This is a genomic window from Stenotrophomonas sp. GD03930 (assembly GCF_029839665.1).
Lineage (GTDB): Bacteria > Pseudomonadota > Gammaproteobacteria > Xanthomonadales > Xanthomonadaceae > Stenotrophomonas > Stenotrophomonas forensis.
Map to the genome: position 1 here is coordinate 1011988 of NZ_JAOCAV010000002.1, position 18522 is coordinate 1030509.

14 protein-coding genes are annotated in these 18522 nt (G+C 67.9%); 8 read left to right on the plus strand and 6 right to left on the minus strand.

Going from position 1 to position 18522, the window contains the following annotated elements; all coding sequences use genetic code 11:
• The first annotated feature begins 14 nt into the window (after nucleotides 1-14).
• Nucleotides 15-866 carry a LysR family transcriptional regulator gene (locus N5C18_RS15235; RefSeq protein ID WP_279945057.1) on the plus strand — a complete coding sequence of 284 codons (852 nt, stop codon included), beginning with the start codon at nucleotides 15-17 and terminating at the stop codon, nucleotides 864-866.
• A gap of 68 nt (nucleotides 867-934) precedes the next feature.
• On the opposite strand, the gene N5C18_RS15240 is transcribed toward N5C18_RS15235, so the two are convergent.
• Entirely contained in the window at nucleotides 935-1855 is a 921-nt protein-coding gene (locus N5C18_RS15240; protein WP_279944984.1) for a M14 family metallocarboxypeptidase, read from the minus strand.
• 131 nt (nucleotides 1856-1986) lie between these two features.
• Here N5C18_RS15240 and N5C18_RS15245 point away from each other — a divergent pair, with 131 nt between their 5' ends.
• From N5C18_RS15245 to N5C18_RS15255, 3 genes are all read left to right on the plus strand, one after another.
• Nucleotides 1987-4068, plus strand: a complete 2082-nt coding sequence (locus N5C18_RS15245; protein WP_279944985.1) for a TonB-dependent siderophore receptor — start codon at nucleotides 1987-1989, stop codon at nucleotides 4066-4068.
• A gap of 62 nt (nucleotides 4069-4130) precedes the next feature.
• A complete protein-coding gene (locus N5C18_RS15250; RefSeq protein WP_279944986.1) occupies nucleotides 4131-5903 on the plus strand; it encodes a chloride channel protein in 1773 nt (590 codons plus the stop codon).
• A gap of 101 nt (nucleotides 5904-6004) precedes the next feature.
• The gene (locus tag N5C18_RS15255) at nucleotides 6005-6721 is read left to right on the plus strand and encodes an MgtC/SapB family protein (RefSeq protein ID WP_005409984.1); all 717 of its coding nucleotides are present in this window, start codon (nucleotides 6005-6007) and stop codon (nucleotides 6719-6721) included.
• A gap of 56 nt (nucleotides 6722-6777) precedes the next feature.
• On the opposite strand, the gene N5C18_RS15260 is transcribed toward N5C18_RS15255, so the two are convergent.
• Nucleotides 6778-7185 (minus strand): MerR family transcriptional regulator, encoded by a 408-nt coding sequence (locus N5C18_RS15260; RefSeq protein ID WP_164240375.1) that lies wholly within the window; start codon nucleotides 7183-7185, stop codon nucleotides 6778-6780.
• 63 nt (nucleotides 7186-7248) lie between these two features.
• Between N5C18_RS15260 and N5C18_RS15265 the strand changes: the two genes are divergently transcribed.
• Complete coding sequence (locus tag N5C18_RS15265; protein ID WP_053511817.1) at nucleotides 7249-8076, plus strand: class I SAM-dependent methyltransferase; 828 nt, start codon at nucleotides 7249-7251, stop codon at nucleotides 8074-8076.
• Nucleotides 8077-8154: 78 nt separating this feature from the next.
• Here the strand turns inward: N5C18_RS15265 and N5C18_RS15270 are convergent, their stop codons facing one another.
• From N5C18_RS15270 to N5C18_RS15285, 4 genes are all read right to left on the minus strand, one after another.
• Nucleotides 8155-8445, minus strand: a complete 291-nt coding sequence (locus N5C18_RS15270; RefSeq protein ID WP_019659952.1) for a hypothetical protein — start codon at nucleotides 8443-8445, stop codon at nucleotides 8155-8157.
• Between the two features lie 121 nt (nucleotides 8446-8566).
• Nucleotides 8567-9409: an OmpA family protein gene (locus tag N5C18_RS15275; protein WP_279944987.1), complete on the minus strand. Its 843-nt coding sequence runs from the start codon at nucleotides 9407-9409 to the stop codon at nucleotides 8567-8569.
• A gap of 61 nt (nucleotides 9410-9470) precedes the next feature.
• The gene (locus tag N5C18_RS15280) at nucleotides 9471-15296 is read right to left on the minus strand and encodes an ESPR-type extended signal peptide-containing protein (RefSeq protein ID WP_279944989.1); all 5826 of its coding nucleotides are present in this window, start codon (nucleotides 15294-15296) and stop codon (nucleotides 9471-9473) included.
• Nucleotides 15297-15531: 235 nt separating this feature from the next.
• Nucleotides 15532-16512: a helix-turn-helix domain-containing protein gene (locus N5C18_RS15285; RefSeq protein ID WP_279944991.1), complete on the minus strand. Its 981-nt coding sequence runs from the start codon at nucleotides 16510-16512 to the stop codon at nucleotides 15532-15534.
• A gap of 687 nt (nucleotides 16513-17199) precedes the next feature.
• On the opposite strand from N5C18_RS15285, the gene N5C18_RS15290 reads away from it, so the two are divergent.
• The 3 genes from N5C18_RS15290 to N5C18_RS15300 all read left to right on the plus strand — a co-directional run bounded on the left by N5C18_RS15290 (nucleotide 17200) and on the right by N5C18_RS15300 (nucleotide 18512).
• Nucleotides 17200-17388 carry a Flp family type IVb pilin gene (locus N5C18_RS15290; protein WP_008265706.1) on the plus strand — a complete coding sequence of 63 codons (189 nt, stop codon included), beginning with the start codon at nucleotides 17200-17202 and terminating at the stop codon, nucleotides 17386-17388.
• 105 nt (nucleotides 17389-17493) lie between these two features.
• The gene (locus N5C18_RS15295; protein ID WP_279944992.1) at nucleotides 17494-18039 is read left to right on the plus strand and encodes a prepilin peptidase; all 546 of its coding nucleotides are present in this window, start codon (nucleotides 17494-17496) and stop codon (nucleotides 18037-18039) included.
• Nucleotides 18036-18512 (plus strand): TadE/TadG family type IV pilus assembly protein, encoded by a 477-nt coding sequence (locus tag N5C18_RS15300; RefSeq protein WP_053508739.1) that lies wholly within the window; start codon nucleotides 18036-18038, stop codon nucleotides 18510-18512. The genes N5C18_RS15295 and N5C18_RS15300 overlap by 4 nt, the downstream gene beginning before the upstream one ends.
• Nucleotides 18513-18522: the final 10 nt, after the last annotated feature.

Here is an 18522-nt window from a genome sequence, read left to right on the forward strand (position 1 = left end):
AGAGCGATGGATCAATGCCCTACTCTCCTGAATCCCTGCAGGCCTTCGTCGAAGCCGCAGCGCTCGGCTCGTTCTCGGCGGCAGCGCGCCGGCTGCGCAAGACCCAGTCGACGGTCAGCACCGCCATCGCCCACCTCGAAGCCGACCTGGGCGTGAGCCTGTTCGACCGCAGTGGGCGCTACCCACAGCTGACCGAAGCCGGCCGACAGGTGCTCGGGCATGCCCAGGAGATCCTCGCCGCCGATGTGCGCCTTCAGCAGTTGAGCGTGCGCCTGGCCGCACCGGTCGAAGCGCGCCTGACCGTGGTGTTCTCCGATGTCTACCAGCTTGATCCGGAGCTGCGGGTCCTGCAACGGTTTGCGGAGGCGTTCCCGGAGATCGAGCTGGAATGGCTGGATGCCGAAGGCGAGGACGTGCTGGAGCTTGTGAGCAGCGGCCGCGCCGCGCTGGGCCTGCTGCCCAGGCAGGAACGCTATCCCGATGACCTGGTGGCCCGACCGCTGGCCCACCACAGCGAACTATCGATCTACGTGGCGCGCGACCATCCGCTGGCCGACGCCGGCCGCCGCGCGGCAGCCCAGCTGCCACGGCACCGGCAGGTGCGACTGAGTGCAGAGGTCGACCACGCCCGCGCGGCTACCGGGCTGGCGTGGACCGCCACCGACTATCTGATGGTGATGGAGATGGCCGAGGACGGCATCGGCTGGGCCGAACTTCCACGCGCGCTGGTACAGCGCTATGACCGTGGGCAGCTGGTGGAACTGAGCCTGCCCGGCTGGCCCCGGCGTATCCACAGCGACCTGCTGTGGCGCCGTGACACGCCGCCGGGTCCGGCCGCCCTATGGTGGGCCGACGCGCTTGGATAAGGTAGTGCCGGCCGCTGGCCGGCAATCCCAGTGTCCCGTGGTTGCCGGCCAGCGGCCGGCACTACCGATCAACGATGGGCGAGCGCGTAGTCCAGGGCCGAGCACACCGCGGCCACCTGTGCGTCGTTGCACTGCTGCGGCGTGGCGCGCGGGCTGTCCGGGTAGACCTCGGTGGTGGTCGTGTACTTCGCACCGGTGATGCCCGCGCACAGCGCCAGCTTCACCAGCGGGTACTCAATCACGCCATGGGCGACCACCGGCGAACCGATGATTTCGCCCTTGTCGTCGGCCGGGGCGATGTGGGTGACCTTCTCCACCGCGGCGATCACCGCCTGCTGGAACGCCGGCTGCGGGTTCTCGCTGTCGTCGACCAGGTAGAAGCCATCCGGGATCAGGCCCGGCTCGAACGGCTTGCCATCACGCGCCGCCAGGGCCGGACGGAACTCGCTCTCGTCGCTGTCGGTGGTTTCATGCAGGTCGATGTGCAGCACGAACTGGCCCTGGTAGGGCCCGATCAGTTCGATCACGGCGGTCGACTCGCGGGCCGGGCCGTCGGCGCGGAAATTGCGGTTGGGGTCGATCGCATCGAAGTTCCAACGGTTGATGCGCTCGAAGCCCCACGGGTTCACGCACGGCGCCACCAGCAGGTTGGCCTTGCCGGCATAGTCGGCGGCGTGCTTCTCGAGGAATTCCAGCGCCCCCATCACGCCACTGGTTTCGTACCCGTGCACGCCACCGGTGACCAGCGCGGCCGGCAGCGCCGGATTCCAGTCGCTGCTGCGCAGGGCAAACAGCGTGTAGGTCTCGCCCGCGTAGTCGAGCTGGCCATAGGCCACCTTGTCGAAGCGCGAGGCCAGTGCCTCGATGCGCGGCAACACCTCCTGGTCATAGCGACGCAGGCGCTGCTGGCGGCCACGCCACTGGTCCCGTTCCGCCGCTCCCCACGGCTGGCCAGGGGTTCCGACGGGGTAGAAAGCGGCTTGGGACATGGCGGATCTCAGCGAGTCAGGAAGCAATCCATCACTCTACCACCCGGTCATCGGCATGAACCGCAGACGCATTCCATTGGCGAATGGAATCAGCAATAATTCTCATTTACGACCTTCCACGACCTGCACCGATGCCCATCAACGCCCTCCGACCGGCCCACCTGCCGCTGGCCGCCGCCCTCGCCCTGTGCCTGCTCCCGGCCGCCAGCGCCTTCGCCCAGGACGGCGCCACCACGCTGGACAGCATCCAGGTCTCCGGCAGCTGGCTGGGCACCGGCCTGCACGACAGCGTCAAGAGCTTCGCCGGCGCCCGCACCGTGGTTGACCGCCGGCGCATCGAGGCCAGCGGCGCGGCCAGCATCGGCGATGCCATGCGCCGCATCCCCGGCGTGCAGGTCACCGACAACTCCGGCACGGCCGGCAGTTCGGTGTCGTTGAACATCGGCGTGCGCGGCCTCACCGGTCGCTATTCGCCGCGCTCCACCGTACTGCTCGATGGTGTGCCACTGGCGGTGGCGCCGTATGGGCAGCCGCAGCTGTCGTTCGCGCCGACCAGCCTGTCCAACATCGAATCGATCGACGTGGTGCGCGGCGGCGGCGCGGTGCGTTACGGGCCGCAGAACGTGGGCGGCATCATCAACTTCAGCACCCGCGCCATTCCGACCGGCGCCGGCCTGCACGGTGAGGCCGGTGTGCGCTACACCGCCTACGATCACGGCGGTGGCGACAGCACCCAGTACAACGCCTTCCTCGGCGGCACCGGCGACAACGGGCTGGGCGCCGCCCTGCTCTACTCCGGCCAGGACGGCCGCGGCTGGCGCCAGGGCAGCGATGATCGCTTCAACGATCTCGCACTGAAGTTCGCCTACGCCATCGACGAACAGCAGGAACTGCGTGCCAAGCTGTCCTACTACGATGTGCGCTCACTGACTCCGGGCGGCCTGACCCGCGCGCAGTACGAGGCCGATCCGTTCCAGAACACCCGCCCGGCCGATTTCTGGAAGGGCCATCGCACCGGCATCGATCTGGGCTACACCAACACGCTGTCGGCCAACAGCGAGTTCGAGGTGCTGGCCTATTACAACGAGAGCAGCCGCGCCAGCTCGCTGATCAATGCCGCCAACACCCAGCTGACCGTGCAGCCGCGCGACTACCGCGTGCTCGGCATCGAGCCGCGCTACACCCAGCGCCTGCACTGGGGCAGTACGGTGCATGACATCACCGCCGGCTACCGCTTCCTGCGCGAGCGCGGCAACGACCGCAGCTACACCGTCACCCGCCGCACCGGTGCGGCCAGCGCCACCACCCGCTTCGACAACGCCACCGACGCCCACGCGTTCTACATCGACGACCGCATCGCGGTCGGCCAGTGGCGGATCACCCCGGGCGTGCGCATGGAGTGGATCGACATGGACCGCCGCCAGTCCGGCGGCAGCGCGACCTTCAGCAGCCGCAACAACAAGGCCCTGCCCTCGCTCAACATCGCCTACCTGCTGACCCCGCAGCTGACCGTGTTCGGCAACTACACGACCTCGTTCGGGCCGGTGCAGAACATCCAGCTGAATTCGCAGAGCGCCAGCAACCCGCTGAACCCGGAAGTGGCCAAGACCACCGAGCTGGGCGCGCGTTGGCAGGACGGCGCACTGCGCGCGGAAATCACCATGTTCAAGATGCGCTTCGACAACCAGATCCTGCAGGTGCCGGGCATCACCCCGCCGACCTTCCAGAACATCGGCGCCACCGACCACAAGGGCGTGGAAAGCGCGCTGGAATACCACTTCGCCGAGGACAGCGCGCTGGCCGGGCTGGAGCTGTACGCCAACTACACCTGGACCAAGGCGATCCAGCAGTCCGGCGACAACCGCGGCCTGGACGTGCCGTTCTATTCGCGCGACACCGACAGCGTCGGCGCCCGCTACGCGCTGGCTGGCTGGACCTTCAACGTCTCCAGTACCCACCAGAGCGGCCAGTTCTCCGATGCGGCCAACACCTGGGATGAGACCGCCGACGCGCGCGTGGGCCGCGTGCCCGGCGTGCGCCTGTGGAACGCACAGGTGGCCTGGCAGGTGCCGGGGCTGGGCGACAGCGAGATCGCGCTGGGCGTGAACAACCTGGCCGACAAGCGCTGGTACACCCGCAACGTCGACGGCAACGCCGGGCGCATGGTGGCCGCGCCGCGCACCTTCTACGTGCAGGGCCGCTACCGCTTCTGAGCCGGTAACCGCCCGATGCAGTGACGGTGGCGCTCACGGTGGCGGCGTATCATGCCGCCACCATGTCACTGCCCGTTTCACCATCGCGCCTGCATCTGGCCTTCCAGGGCCTGCGCCTGCGCCTGCGCGGCAGTGACCTGTGGTTCATCGCGCTGGCGCTGCTGGTCGGCCTGATCGCCGGCTACCTGACCCTGCTGCAATCGGGCATCGCGCGCTGGCTGCAGGGCGCGCTGTACGGCCTGGACGAAGGCATGCGCCTGAGCTCCCTGCCCTCGCTGACCTGGACCGCGCTGCTGGTGCTGCCGCTGGGTGGGCTGCTGGTCGGCCTGGTCAGCCTGGCCGCGACCCGGCTCAAGCGGCCCCTGCTCGATGCGGTGGAAGCCAATGCGCTGCATGGCGGCCGCATGTCGATGCGCGACAACCTGATCGTGCTGACCCAGACCCTGCTGTCCAACGGCTGCGGCGCCTCGGTCGGGCTGGAGGCGTCGTATACGCAGATGGGCGCCGGCAGCGGCTCCCAGCTGGGCCGGGTGATGCGCCTGCGCCGCAACGACGTGCGCATCCTGGTCGGCGCTGGTGCCGCCGGTGCCATCGCCGCCGCCTTCGGCGCGCCACTGGCCGGCGCGTTCTACGCCTTCGAGATCGTCATCGGTGCCTACACCCCGGCTGCACTGGCGCCGGTCGCGGTCGCCGCGCTGGCCGGCGCGTTCGTGGCCGACCAGGCCGGCATCGAGGCCTACCTGCTGCCGGCAGCCTCGACGATTGATGTCCGCGCCGCCGACTACGCCATCTACGGCTTGCTCGGCTGCTGCTGCGCGATGGTCGGCATCGCGGTGATGCGGCTGATCGCCTCGATCGAAGGCACGGTCAAGCGCAGCCCGTTGCCGTTGTGGGGCCGGCCGGTGGTGGGCGGCCTGCTGCTGATTCCACTGGCGCTGGCCAGCCCGCAGGTGCTGTCGTCGGGGCATGGCGCGCTGCACCTGGACCTGACTACACATCTGCCGCTGATCTGGATCGGCGGCCTGCTGACCCTGAAGTGCCTGGCCTCGGGCATCTCGCTCGGGTTTGGCTTCCGCGGCGGCCTGTTCTTCGCCTCTCTGTTCATGGGAACCCTGGTCGGCGCCCTGTTCGCCGGCCTGCTGGCCATGGCCACCGGGGTGCCGGTGATCGACGCCACCTCCGCCGCGCTGGCCGGGATGGCGGCGCTGGCCGCCGCCGTGGTCGGCGCACCGATGACCATGGCCATGCTGGTACTGGAAGGCACCCACGACTTCCTGTTGACCAGCGTGGTGATGAGCGCGGTGCTGGTCTCCAGCACGCTGGTACGGCAGTGGTTCGGCTATTCGTTCTCGACATGGCGCATGCATCTGCGCGGCGAGACCATCAAGAGCGCCCGCGACGTGGGCTGGGTGCAGAACCTCAACGCCGGCCGGCTGATGCGCAAGGGCGTGGCGACCGCACCGGCCGACCTCGACGCTGCCGCGTTCCGCCAGCGCTTCCCGCTGGGTTCGGGCAGCCGGGTGGTGCTGATCGATGGCGAAGGCCACTACGCCGGCATCGTGCAGATTCCGCGCGTCTATGGCGATGGCGTGAAACCGGAGACCGTGATCGGCGAACTGGCCGAGAACCGTGACGTGTCACTGTCACCGGCCGCGGACGTGGTCAGCGTGATGCAGCGCTTCGACCAGACCCAGGCCGACGAACTGGCCGTGGTAGCCACCGACGGCCAGGTGCTGGGCGTGGTCTCCGAAGCCTTCGTGCGCAAGCGCTACGCCGAGGAACTGGACAAGCGCCAGCGCGAACTGATGGGCGAGCGCGTCGAGGACACCGACTGACCCCGCAAAAGGGGACGGAGGGGATTAAGTCGTTTCCGGCACATCTGGATATCCACGCAGGGCGTGGATCTACTGTCACCTCCACCGGGTAGACTCGGGCCATGCGCTTCATTGAAACCTTCCAGGCCGGCCCCTTCGCCGACACCGTGGTCAGCCTGCTGGCCGCCTTCGTGCTTGGCACGCTGATCGGCGCCGAACGCCAGTACCGGCAGCGCACCGCCGGCCTGCGCACCAACGTGCTGGTCGCGGTGGGCGCCGCTGCCTTCGTCGACCTGGGCATGCGCATCGCCGGCAGTGCCGAGGCGGTGCGGGTGATCTCCTACGTGGTCTCCGGCGTCGGCTTCCTCGGCGCTGGCGTGATCATGAAGGAAGGCATGAACGTGCGCGGCCTGAACACCGCCGCCACGCTGTGGTGCTCGGCGGCGGTCGGCAGCTGCACCGGTGCGGACATGCTGGCCGAAGGCGTGCTGCTGACCGTGCTGATCATTGCCGGCAACACCCTGCTGCGGCCGCTGGTGAATGCGATCAACCGCATCCCGATCAACGAGGCGGCGACCGAAGCGACCTACGAGGTGCGCCTGAGCGTGGATGCCGAAGCAGTGCCGCGCGTGCGCGAGCGGCTGGTCGATGCACTGGAGGCCGCGCAGTATCCGGTTGGCGATGTGCAGGTGGTCGAACATGCCGACGCGCCCACCGATGTGATCGCGGTCCTGGTCAGCACCGCCGTCAGCGCCGATGAACTGGACGTGGTGCTGGCGCGGATGGAACACGTGCCAGGCGTGCTGCACGCCACCTGGGAAGTCAGTACGCGCGATTGATTCATCCAGGCATGGCGTGGCGCAGTAGATCCACGCCATGCGTGGATGCGCTTCTCTCACCCTCCCGCGATGCGCTGCTGGGCCCTCAACAACTTGCGGAATGAGCCGCACCGGCGCGCATCCTGCGCCTCCGGGCAGGCCGCTGCCCGCTGCAGGTGCCGACGTATCCGCTGCAGCTGGCTGATCTGCCGCTGCAGTACCTCGGCCTGTGCCAGCAGGGCGTCCCGGTCCAGCGTGAGGCATCCGCGCAGGGGCGGCAGCGATACCCCGATCTGCTGCAGCGACAGCCCGGCCGCCTGGCCGAGGCCAATCAGCGCCAGCCGCTCCAGCACCTGCTCGTCGTACTGCCGGCGCATGCCGCGACGGCCCAGGGCCTGCAACAGCCCCAGCTGTTCGTAGTAACGCAGTGTCGAGGCCGGCACGCCACTGCGCTTCACCACCTCGCCGATATCCAGTTCACGCATGGGCTTGACCTCAAGTCGCCTTCAAGCGCCAACCTATGGGCAACTTCCCAGCAAGGCAAGGCCATGGCCAGCACATCCCCGGTTGATCAAAGCGCGCTCTGGAATGGCTCTGGCGGGCAGGTATGGGTCGCGCAACAGGCCATGCTCGATGGCCTGTTCCAGCCGCTGGCCGATCTGCTGGTCAGCGAGCTGCCGGACACCGTCACGCAATTACTGGACATTGGCTGCGGTACCGGCGCCAGCCTGCTCGCGTCCGCGGCGGCGCGACCAGAGGCGCACTGCACCGGCTTGGACATCTCCGCGCCGATGCTGGCGCTGGCCCGTCAGCGTGCCGTCGGCGCAGGACTTGAGGCGGACTTCATCGTGGCCGACGCGCAGCAGCATCCGCTGCCGCCGGCACACTACGACTGGATCCAGTCGCGGCTGGGCGTGATGTTCTTTGAGGACACCGGCGCGGCCTTCGCCAACCTGCACCGCGCGGCGCTGCCCGGCGCCGGCCTTCGTTTCATTGCCTGGCGCGGCGCAGACGAAAATCCATTCATGACCACCGCCGAGCGCGCCATCGGCGATGCGCTGGATCTGCCGCCGCGCGTGCCCGGCGCTCCGGGACAGTTCGCCTTCGCCGATGGCGAACGCGTGCGGCACGTGTTGCTGGCCGCCGGCTGGAAGGATGTGGATGTGGTCGCCGTGGACCTGCCCTGCTCGATCGCCCGTGATGACCTGCCGACGTACGTGGGCCAGTTGGGCCCGCTGGGTCTGGCACTGCGCTCGATGCCGGAAGCCCGCGCCGCCGCACTTCGCGACAAGGCACTGGCGGCGTTCGCCCCCTTCATCGAAGGCGACCGCGTGCGCGTGGAGGCCGCCTGCTGGCACGTAAGCGCCCGCGCCTAGAAAAAGGGACGGAGGGGATCAAGTCGTTCTTGCCCCGGCAGTGCCGGAAACGACTTAATCCCCTCCGTCCCCTTTTACCTACAACGCCTCGCCGGCATCGGCCAGGCGCGATTCGATGAGCGCGTACCACTGCTGCAGAACGTCGATCAGCATGTCCAGCTCGGCATCGGTGCGCTGTGCGCGGCCGCTGCGCAGGCAGGCCTGGGCTTCCTGCAGCTGGGCCAGGAACCCCGCCACGGTATCGGCCTGCAGGATCAATCCCGGCAGCCGCCGCCCGGGAATACGCACCACGGCGTGGTTGCCGAGCTGGCCGTACACACTCAGTGTGGTTTCCGTCTTCATGGAAAGAGGCAGGAATTGGGCATTCATCGCGTGCACCATGGAAAACCTGAGCCGCCGGCAGGCGTGGATGACGGGGGAGACGTTGCCACGTCCTGCCGACGGTCAGGGGGGACTCGGAATGCCGGGGTCATGCCCCGGCGCAGGAATCTCAGCGCGGATGGGCCATCCCGGCGATCTGCACCCGCCGATTCGGTGCCAGGCAGGCAATCAGCTCGCGGCGGTTGCGCTGCTCGCACTGCACGATCGGCTCGGCGGCCCCGCGGCCTTCGGCACTGATGCTGGCTGCCGGCACTCCACCCTGCACCAGTGCGGCGCGCACGGCATCGGCACGGCGCTGCGACAACGCCTGGTTGTAGCTGGCGCTGCCGATGCGGTCGGTGTACCCGGTCACCCGGATCGACTGCACCTGCGCCGCCTCACGCACCTGCGCCAGGATGCCCTGCACCGCCTGCTGGCCTTCGGCGCTGAGCTTCGCACTGTCGAAGCCGAACAGTGCGTCGGCAGACAGCCGCAACGGTTGTTCCGGCAATGGCGCCGGTGGCGGTGCCGGCGGTGCCGGCGGCCGCGGTGGGTCGAGCACGGCCGCGCACGATTCCGGCTTCCAGTACCCGGCCTGGGCAATGCCCTTGCCGTCGAAGCGCACCTGGAACTGGCAGGTGAAGTACTCCGCGCCCTGCGCGGTCCGGAAGTTGAACAGGTAGTTCCATTCACGCACGCCCCACATGCCTTCGTTGAAGTGCGGCGTGCCCAGCAGAGTGTAAAGCTGGCGCTTGCTCATGCCCGGCGCAAAGCGGCGCAGATCGGCGACGTCGGGATAGGTGCCTTCCTTCAGCGAGGCTTTCGATGCCTCCGGGAAGTGCACGGCGGTGGCTTCGGCGGGGCCATCGGCAGCCGGCGCATGGCTGCGGCAGGCGGCCAGCAGGCCGATTCCCAGGATCAGTCCCAGTGTCGCGGCAACGTGGCCGGCCCGGGCGATGCGATGCTGTTTCATGTCATTCCCCCTGTTGACGTTTCCGCGCTGCCGGGCCGCGTTGGCGGCCCGGCGGCGGCGATCACCACTGGATGCCGGCACCGACGGCCACACCGGCCTCGCCACGGCTGTTGGTGGAACCACTGAACTTGTAGATCCAGCGCCCGCCTTCGGAGACACCGGAGATGCCCAGCGCCACGCCCGATTCGCCGTTGTAGCTGCCGGCGGCGATCGAAGCCATGCTGCGGCCGGCTTCGCTGGGCTGCGGCAGCGCCGCAGTGGCCATCGCCGAGGCGATACCGGCCGAGGCGCGGTTGTCGGTCTTGCGCAGGTCGCGCTCGAAGCCGCCCATGCGCTCGTCGGTGTAGGCCTTCGACCAGTCCAGGGTCTGCGCCATGCCCGACTTCAGCTGGTCGACATTGACCGCATCGGTGCCGGCAGTACCGGCGGCAACGTTGCGGACCGTGGTCGGGCCGCTGCTGGTGCTGCCGAGGGTGACGCTGTTGAAGTTGGTGGCACCGTTGACCGTGGTGTCGTAGCGGATGGTGCCCTGCTGCGAGGCCTGCAGCTGGCGAACGTTTACTGCATCGGTGGCCTGCGAGCCGTCAGCCACGTTGACCACCTGGCGCTCGGCACCGGCGGCACCGACCGACACCGTGTTCGCCCGGTTCGCCACCGAACCCGCACCCAGTGCCACCGAGTTGTCGGCCTGTGCCTGCGAACCGTTGCCCAGCGCAGTCGAATTGGCACCGGCAGCAGTCGAGCCTGCGCCACCGGCGGCCGAGTTGGCACCACTGGCGGACGGGTCGGCCAGGTTGTTGGTGTTGTTGGCGCGGAAGCTGCCGGCCACGTTGGTGATGTTCTGGATCTTCTGGTCGGTATAGGACTTGGACTGGTCGATGGCGTAGTTCACGCCGTTCTTCAGCTGGCCGACGTTGGTCGCATCGTGGTCGTCGGAGCCATCGGCAACGTGGGTGATCTTGCGTTCGTTGCCAGTGCTGCCGACCGACACTTCACCGGCCGAGCTGCTGGCACCGGTCTGCCCGTAGGCGCCGGTGTAGCCGCTCTGCGCGCCGACGCTGGCCACCGAACCGGCACCCAATGCCACACTGTTGCCGGCACTGCTGCTGGCGCCGTTGCCGACCGCCACGCTGTTGGCACCTGCGGCACTGGCCTGCGGGCCGACCGCCACCGCTTCGGCACCGGCCGCGGTTGCAGCCGCCGCCGTCGAGTTCACCGCCAGGTAGGCACTGCCGCCGCCACCGTTGGTGATGCGCTGGTTGAGGACCTTCAGCGAGCCGTCCACCGCGCTGAAGGCTGCGGTGACGTTGTTGTAGTCGCCGCTGGTGAAGCTGCCATCGGTGGCGATGCTGGAGATGCTGAACTTCGGCGCGGTCCACACATTGGTGGTGCCGTTGAAGGCGGTGCTGCCACCGAAGTAGTTGGCGAGGGTGCTGTGGGTGCTGAACAGCTGGTCGCCGGTGATGGCATCGCTGCTGCCGGCCAGGATGCTGCCGGCGGCGACGTTGGTCACCTTCACCGCTCCGGTGCCGGTGCCCTTCAGCGAGACACTGTTGATCACGTTGCCACTGCCGTCGACGTCGTACTTCACCGCCAGCTTGTCGATCTCGCCGGTCTGGTCGGCAACGTTGGCCAGCGAGTTGCTGACCGCATCGAAGGCGGTGCCGACGTCGTTGTAGCTGCCCTTGGTGATGGTGCCATTGGCGGCGATGTTGTTGATCGAGTAGGTCGGTGCGGTCAGCACACCGCTGGCGTTGACCGCTGCGCCGCCGCCCAGGTGGGTGGCCACGGCCTGGTTGGCAGCGAACAGCTGGGCACCGTTGATCGCCTCGCTGCTGGTGGCACTCACCTGGCCCGGGCCGAGGTTGCGCAGCGTGGTGGCGGTGCCGCCCTGGCCCAGCGTGGCGCTGGCATAGTTGACGCTGCCGTCGCCATTGAGGTCGTAGCGCAGTGCGCCGGCCGCGGCCGCCTGCAGCTGGCCGACATTCACCGCATCGGTGGCGGCGGTACCGGCTGCCATGTTGGTGACCTGGCGCTCCGCACCCGCCGCGCCGACCGACACGCTGTTGGCGCGGTCGGCCAGGCTGCCGGCGCCGACGGCGATGCTGTTGGCAGCGGTTGCACGGGCGTTGGTACCGACCGCGATCGAGTCGGTGCCGCTGGCCACGGCCTCGGTACCGGTCGAATTGACGCGCAGGTACTTGGTGCCGCCGTTGCGGATATCGGTGATCTGCGTGTTGAGGTTGACCAGCGATCCATCGACCGCTGCAAAAGCATCGGTGGCGTTGGTATAGAGGCCCTTGGCGATGGCACCTCCGGTGGAGATGGTGCTGATCTCGAACAGCGGCGCCGTGAAGGCGCCCGTGGCCGGGTCGAAGGCCGCACGACCACCGAAGAAGCTGGCGATGGCGGCGTTGGTGCCTGCCAGCTGTCCGCCGTTGACCGCCTCCAGGCTGCCGGCAGTGACCGCGCCGCCGGCAAGGTTGCCGATGGTGGTGGTACCGGTGCCCGCGCCCAGCGTGACCCGGCGATAGTTCGGGTTGCCGGCACCGTCCAGATCGTAGGTCACCGCGACATCGGCCACGCCATTGATCAGGCTGATCGCGCCCTTCAGCTGGGCCACATTGACCGCATCGGTGTTGGCGCTACCCGCGGCGAGATTGGTGATCTGGCGCTCGCCACCGCCTGCGGTACCCACCGACACTTCACCGGCCGAGACCTGCGGCGCGGTGAGGCCATAGGCGCTGTAGCTGGCCTGCGCACCGCGCAGTGCGGCCGAGCGGTAGCCCAGTGCGACCGAGTTGGCCTGGTTCGAGGTGGCCTCCGCGCCCAGCAGGGTCTGTCCGTTGGCGGTGCCGACGGCGCTGTCGCCGACAATCACCGAGTGGCCCATGCGCGCGGCATAGTCGGCCGTCGGTACGCCGGTCGGGTTGCTCGGATCGTTGGTGCCGGCACCGGGGAAGGCGACATTGGCATCCACCTTCGGCAGTTCGTGGCGGGCGTTGGCACCGATCACCACTTCCTTGGAACCGTTGGCGAAGGCGCCGTCACCCATCAGCACCTGGTAATCCTGTGCGGCATTGACCGCCCAGCAGGAGATGTCGGCCAAGGCGATGTCGAGGCACTTGGCTGCCCATGCCGGCGAATCCTTCGGCAGCAGCAGGCCAAGCAGGCCGCCCGGATTGCCGTTGTTGATGTTGTAGATGTAGCTGTCGGAGGTGACGCCACCGATCAGGGTCAGGTGTGAGCTGCCACCGGTAACCGCACCGCCCAGGCCATTGAGCGTGCTGCCGACCGGCGACAGGTTGACCACCGGCAGACCCAGCACGTTGACCGTCGAATAGGTCTGCATCACGTTGGCATTGCTGAGCTTGAGATTGCCGTTGCTCAGGTAGCCATTGCCACCGAACAGGCTGGTGGTGGTCGGACCGATCAGCTGGCCAACATTACCGACCAGGCCGCCGGTGCCGATGATCAGGCCGGCATTGGGGTCGGCGGCAGCCGGCGCCTTCGGACTGGTCGGCGGAATCGCAGAGGGTTTGGTCAGGCCGAGGCCGCTGAGCGTGCCACCGACCAGGCCACCCACGGCGCTGCCCAGATTGCCGAGGGTGCCATTGAGATTGCCATTGAGCAGGTTGCCCACGGCGCTGCCGACGTTGCCAAGCGTGTTGCCCAGCACCCCACCCAGGCCACCGGTGCTGCCGCCAGTGGCGCCGTTCAGCACGCCACCGACGGTGCTGCCAACGGTGCCGACTGCACTGCCCACGGTACCGACCGTGCCATTGAGGGCACCGCCGACGGCTCCACCGACCGTGCCCACGGTGCCATTCAGTGCGCCACCCACGGCTCCCACGGTGTTGTTGAGCGTGCCGCCCACGGCACCACCCACGTTGCCGACCGTGCCGTTGAGGGCACCGCCGACGGCGCCCACGGTGTTGTTGAGCGTGCCGCCCACCGCACCACCCACGTTGCCAACCGTGCCGTTGAGGGCACCGCTGACGGCGCCACCCACCGCGCCGACTGTGCCGACGGCACCGTTCAATGCGCCACCGACGGCGCCCACGGTGTTGTTGAGCGTGCCGCCCACCGCACCGCCTACGTTGCCAACCGTGCCGTTGAGAGCGCCGCCGACCGTACCGACAGCACCGTTCAATGCGCCGCCCACGGCCCCCACGGTGTTGTTGAGCGTGCCACCCACCGCACCGCCTACGTTGCCAACCGTGCCGTTGAGGGCACCACCGACGGCGCCGCCCACCGCGCCGACTGTGCCGACCGCGCCATTCAATGCGCCACCCACAGCACCCACGGTGTTGTTGAGCGTGCCTCCGACGGCACTGCCCACGCTGCCGACTGTGCCGTTGAGAGCACCACCGACGGCGCCGCCCACCGCACCGACGGTGCCGACAGCACCATTCACTGCGCCACCGACGGCGCCTACGGTGTTGTTGAGCGTGCCTCCCAGGGCACCGCCTACGTTGCCAACGGTGCCGTTGAGAGCGCCACCCACTGTGCTGCCGACCGTGCCGACCGCGCCGTTCAATGCACCACCCACAGCTCCCACGGTGTTGTTGAGCGTGCCGCCCAGGGCACCGCCTACGTTGCCAACCGTGCCGTTGAGGGCACCACCGACGGCGCCGCCCACCGCGCCGACTGCGCCGACCGCGCCATTCAATGCGCCACCCACAGCACCCACGGTGTTGTTGAGCGTGCCTCCGACGGCACTGCCCACGCTGCCGACCGTGCCGTTGAGAGCGCCGCCGACCGCGCTACCGACTGTGCCAACCGTGCCGTTCAATGCGCCACCGACGGCGCCCACGGTGTTGTTGAGCGTGCCGCCCAGGGCACCGCCCACGCTGCCGACCGTGCCGTTGAGGGCGCCACCGACAGCATTCCCAGCGGCGCCCACCACACCGCCGACCAGGCCACCCACACCCAACGCGCTGTTCTGCGCCGCTACGGTTGCCTGGCCCGCCAGCTTGAGATTGCGATCCGCCACCACTTCCTGCCCATCCGGCGCCTGCACGCGCACCTTGCCGGCTACGCCGGTGTCGAAGGCCGCGGTGATCGCGCGGTCATGGGTTTCTCCCGGCAACTCTTCCTTGGCCGGCAGGGTGACCGCTGCCGTCGCCTTGGCCTGCCCGTGAGCGTCGATCTGATGGCCCGCCACCTTCAGCTTCGACTCCAGCGCACCGTCAGCTGCTGCCTTCAGGCCTGGCAGGCCTCCCGCCGACGCAGCACTGACGCCGGCCGCAGCCTTGGCACTGCTGTCGATCGACGCCACCTGCGCGCCCGCAACACCGACCTGGGCCTTGGCGCGTGCGTCTGCGGCAATGCCCAGCGGCGCCTGCGCCGCCGGTGCGACCTGTGCAGCCAGCGATGCATCCACCTGCGCGCCCCGTACCGCAGCATTGCCCAGGCCTACGCTGGCGCGCACATCCGCCGCAAGACCCGGTACCGCGACCTGCTTCGGCGTGCTGTTGGCCGCCAGCTTCACCTGTACGGTGGCCGGCAGCACATCACGCACCACCGGCAGCGACGCCGTGCTCAACTGCAGGCCAACGCGCGCATCCGCGCTGATCGCCGGGCTGCTCTGCGCCTGTCGCGCGGCAGCTGCCAATGCAACTTCGGCATCAACCTTGACCGGCATCGGCTGCGTGTACTTGGCGGCAAGCGCCTGCAGGTCGCGCAGCGATTGATTCGATTCGGATGCCCCCGCGTGCCCGCTGGCCAGCGCACACAGCAGGGCAAGGGCCAGGGCGGTCGGCACCAGCAGGACACTGCGCGGATCACGGGCAGCGCTGCCACCGCTGTCGCCCGTGGCCAGTTCCGAGGCCACAACCAGAGCATTGAGCTGGCGGTTCCATACACGCCGGTAGATGCGGTTCATGAGCATTTCCCCCGTAGGCGAACAACTGGAATGTCAGTGGACTTGCCGCTAGGCAGGTGACTGACATTTCAGCGCGGGCGGAAGCCACGGCGCACTTCATTCCGGCACGGCAATCGCGCATTCCGGCAAATCCACGGCCGGAATCGGCAGCCGGTTATGCAGAAGCGGCAACCATATCGGCAAGCGGATGTGCAATTCCGGCAGAAACCACGGAAAAGCCCTTGTGCCGCTTGATTCAGGCCGGCTGGCCAATCTGCGCCGGGGCGCGCATCAGGGTATCGCGGGGCAGCTCGCCAAATACCTTGCGGTAGTTGTCGGCGAAGCGGGAGAGGTCCCAGAGCCCGCAGCTGAGCGCGATCGCCTTCACCGAGCGCCGGCTGGAATCAGCCATCGACAGGCTGCGGCAGGCCGCGCACAGCCGCAGCATCGACAGATAGCGGTTGGGCGATGTGCCGAACAGGTCTTCGAAGGCGTATCGCAGGCCGCGCTCGCTGACCCCGGCCGCATCGCATATCTCATTCATGTAGATATTTCGGCGCAGGTTGAGGCGCATGAAGTTTTCCGCGCGCTGCGCAATCAGATAATGCGTTCGCCGCGCGCGGCTGCAGCCGGGCCGGTCGGAAGCGCCGGCCCCGAGCAGCGCCTGTACATGCTCGTGCAGCAGGCGCTCTGCTTCTTCTGGCTCGAGGTTGCCGCCCTGCCCCAGCTGGACATGCAGCTGCTGATAATGACGCGCAAGCGGCGCCGATTCGCTGGAAAGGTTGAAAAGCGACAGTGCCTGTCCAGCCGGTGGCGTGCTGCGCAGGCTCAGCTCGGTCAGCTTGCGCTGCACACGGGCAACCGGCGCCAGCATCAGGGTCAGGTGCGTACCAGGGCTCAGCGTGAACTCGCTGATGCCCTCCGGCATTACCGTCAACGCCATGCCGGGCGTCAGTGGAACGCCGTGGCACCAGCTCAGTGTCTCGTCGGTCGCGTGCAGGTATCCCAGCATCGCCCAGTCCGGTGGCAGCATGAAGCGGCCGCGGCAATGGAATCCGCAGCTGATGCTGCAGAACAGGGCTTCCTCGTGTACGCGCGAAGCGAACGCCGCCCGCGGCCCATTGCCATCGAGCAGCAGCAGTTCGACATCGCACACCCGAAGTACACCGCTCAGCGTTGCCAGATCGATTGATCGCAGGCCGCCGTCGTCGCTGTCTCCTACCCCACCATCGACCATGACAGTGTCATCCCCCCATTGATCCGTCACACGCTGCGGCCCCCACTGCCTGACAGGGCCACACCTTTCCACGAACATCCCTCGTTGCCGGGACGGACGCAGCCAATGCCATGCAAACTGCCCGGGAATTGCCACAACCTGAAGCCGAGTATGCCCGATAATCCACCCGGGTAAACCCGCAGCCTGTATTGAAGAAAATAGATACACAGGTGAAGAAAATGTGCCCGCGACTGGCACGGTTTTCGCATGTGATCGAAACAGCATCACATTATCTGCACGTCAGTGAATCGTTTTGCCTGCGAACGGATTTGCGTCACAGAAACAGCCTGAAAGTTTAAGCATTGACGGGTTTCTGCCGAATTTGCATATAGGTTCCAGTTGCAGCCAACCGCCATTCAGGCAAAGTCGATAACACGGTGATCCGGCCACTTCAACGCGGCCGCACCCTGGGGGAGCACATGACCATGGCCGTATTGCACGACATTCCGACCAGCGGCGCAGCGCCGCGCGGTGGACGGTGCGCGGCCGGCATTTTCCCCTGGGCCGATCACCCTGCTTGAGCACGGCGGGCACACCCCGTCGTGCCTCCCCCGCCAGGACGCGCGGGGGTCCACGGACGATCCCGGCGGAGCCGGGCCACCGCCCAACAGGTGTCCTGCAGCAGACAGGTAGAGGGAGAAAATCACCATGAACGCATCGATCCGCACGTTCCTGAAGGAAGAAGATGGTGTCACCGCGCTTGAATATGGATTGCTGGCGGCGGTCATTGCCGGTGTCCTGATCGCGGTCGGCCGCACCCAGATCACCTCGTTTTTCACAACGCTGTTCACGCACCTGACGGACATCGCCAAGGACGCCACCACGGCGGCGAAGTAAACGCGGCGGATATGGACCGATCCAAATACCGGTAATAGTGAAACTACCGGAAGCAAGGTCGGGGAGTTTCCAGGGACAGCCCAGTATCGGGCGACGGAGTGTGCGATGACACTGCTGGGATTGTTGGCCATCGGCGTGTGCCTGCGGATCGCGATCAGCGATCTGTACGCCCGCCGGGTGCCCAACGCCTGGCTGCTTGCCGCGTGCGCGCTGGCTGTACCGCTGTTGATCGCTGGCCAGTTCAGTACGCCGCGCCTGCCGTGGGGGTCACACGTTGCGGGCGCGGCGCTGGGCCTGGCCGCATTGCTTCCGTTCTACGCCGTGCGCTGGATGGGCGCGGGCGACGTGAAGTTCTTTGCGGTGCTGGGGCTGTTGCTGGGATTGGAAGCGCTGCTGCCGATCTGGGTGACCGCCAGCCTCGCCGCCGGGCTTCATGCGCTGGTGGTGCTGGCCTCGCGCCGCCTCGGCCCCATGCTGCCGACGGGCCTGCAGCTGCAGATGACCCGGGCCAGCTCGCAGTGGCAGTCACATCCTGCCCTTCGCGAACTGCAGAGCGCACGGCAGGGACGCCACGGCATTCCCTACGCCGCCTATCTGGCGCTGTCGGCCATCGGCTGGATCATCATCCAGGTCTACGGAGGTGTTTCATGAACACTCGCAGCCCTCGCCGGCAACGCGGCGTGGCCAGCATCGAATTCGCACTGATGCTGATGCTCGGCCTGCTGCCGCTGCTGCTGTTCACTTTCACCGGGGTGATGATCATGGCCGCGCAGCAGACGCTGGCGACCGCATCCGCAGAGGGAGCACGCGCCTCCCTGCGCTACGGCACCAACGCCCAGCGCCGCACCGCGGCCTGTGTCGCAGCACGCAACTCAATGCAGTGGCTGCTGCAGTTCTCCAAGCAGGACGTGGACTGCAGCGCAGGCGGCAGCAATGCCATCGTGGTCGCCGCGCCCGCGCCCTGTGCGGGGCTGCCCGCCGCGCAGTGCATCACCGTCACGGTCAGTTACGACTATGCCGGCCACCCCTTCCTGCCCGGCACCGCCACCCTCTACGGGTGGGTGATGCGGGCTCCCATCCGCAGCGTCGCGGTCGCCCAGCTCGACCTCGGCAGCGGCACCTGACGATTGGTAC

Bases quoted from the DNA above. Each gene is read 5' to 3' on its own strand.
- N5C18_RS15240 (WP_279944984.1), bottom strand. From the start codon at position 1,855: ATGTCCCAAGCCGCTTTCTACCCCGTCGGAACCCCTGGCCAGCCGTGG.
- N5C18_RS15300 (WP_053508739.1), top strand. From the start codon at position 18,036: ATGAACACTCGCAGCCCTCGCCGGCAACGCGGCGTGGCCAGCATCGAA.
- N5C18_RS15235 (WP_279945057.1), top strand. From the start codon at position 15: ATGCCCTACTCTCCTGAATCCCTGCAGGCCTTCGTCGAAGCCGCAGCG.
- N5C18_RS15290 (WP_008265706.1), top strand. From the start codon at position 17,200: ATGAACGCATCGATCCGCACGTTCCTGAAGGAAGAAGATGGTGTCACC.
- N5C18_RS15260 (WP_164240375.1), bottom strand. From the start codon at position 7,185: ATGCGTGAACTGGATATCGGCGAGGTGGTGAAGCGCAGTGGCGTGCCG.
- N5C18_RS15255 (WP_005409984.1), top strand. From the start codon at position 6,005: ATGCGCTTCATTGAAACCTTCCAGGCCGGCCCCTTCGCCGACACCGTG.
- N5C18_RS15280 (WP_279944989.1), bottom strand. From the start codon at position 15,296: ATGAACCGCATCTACCGGCGTGTATGGAACCGCCAGCTCAATGCTCTG.
- N5C18_RS15285 (WP_279944991.1), bottom strand. From the start codon at position 16,512: ATGGTCGATGGTGGGGTAGGAGACAGCGACGACGGCGGCCTGCGATCA.
- N5C18_RS15275 (WP_279944987.1), bottom strand. From the start codon at position 9,409: ATGAAACAGCATCGCATCGCCCGGGCCGGCCACGTTGCCGCGACACTG.
- N5C18_RS15245 (WP_279944985.1), top strand. From the start codon at position 1,987: ATGCCCATCAACGCCCTCCGACCGGCCCACCTGCCGCTGGCCGCCGCC.
- N5C18_RS15250 (WP_279944986.1), top strand. From the start codon at position 4,131: ATGTCACTGCCCGTTTCACCATCGCGCCTGCATCTGGCCTTCCAGGGC.
- N5C18_RS15265 (WP_053511817.1), top strand. From the start codon at position 7,249: ATGGCCAGCACATCCCCGGTTGATCAAAGCGCGCTCTGGAATGGCTCT.
- N5C18_RS15295 (WP_279944992.1), top strand. From the start codon at position 17,494: ATGACACTGCTGGGATTGTTGGCCATCGGCGTGTGCCTGCGGATCGCG.
- N5C18_RS15270 (WP_019659952.1), bottom strand. From the start codon at position 8,445: ATGAATGCCCAATTCCTGCCTCTTTCCATGAAGACGGAAACCACACTG.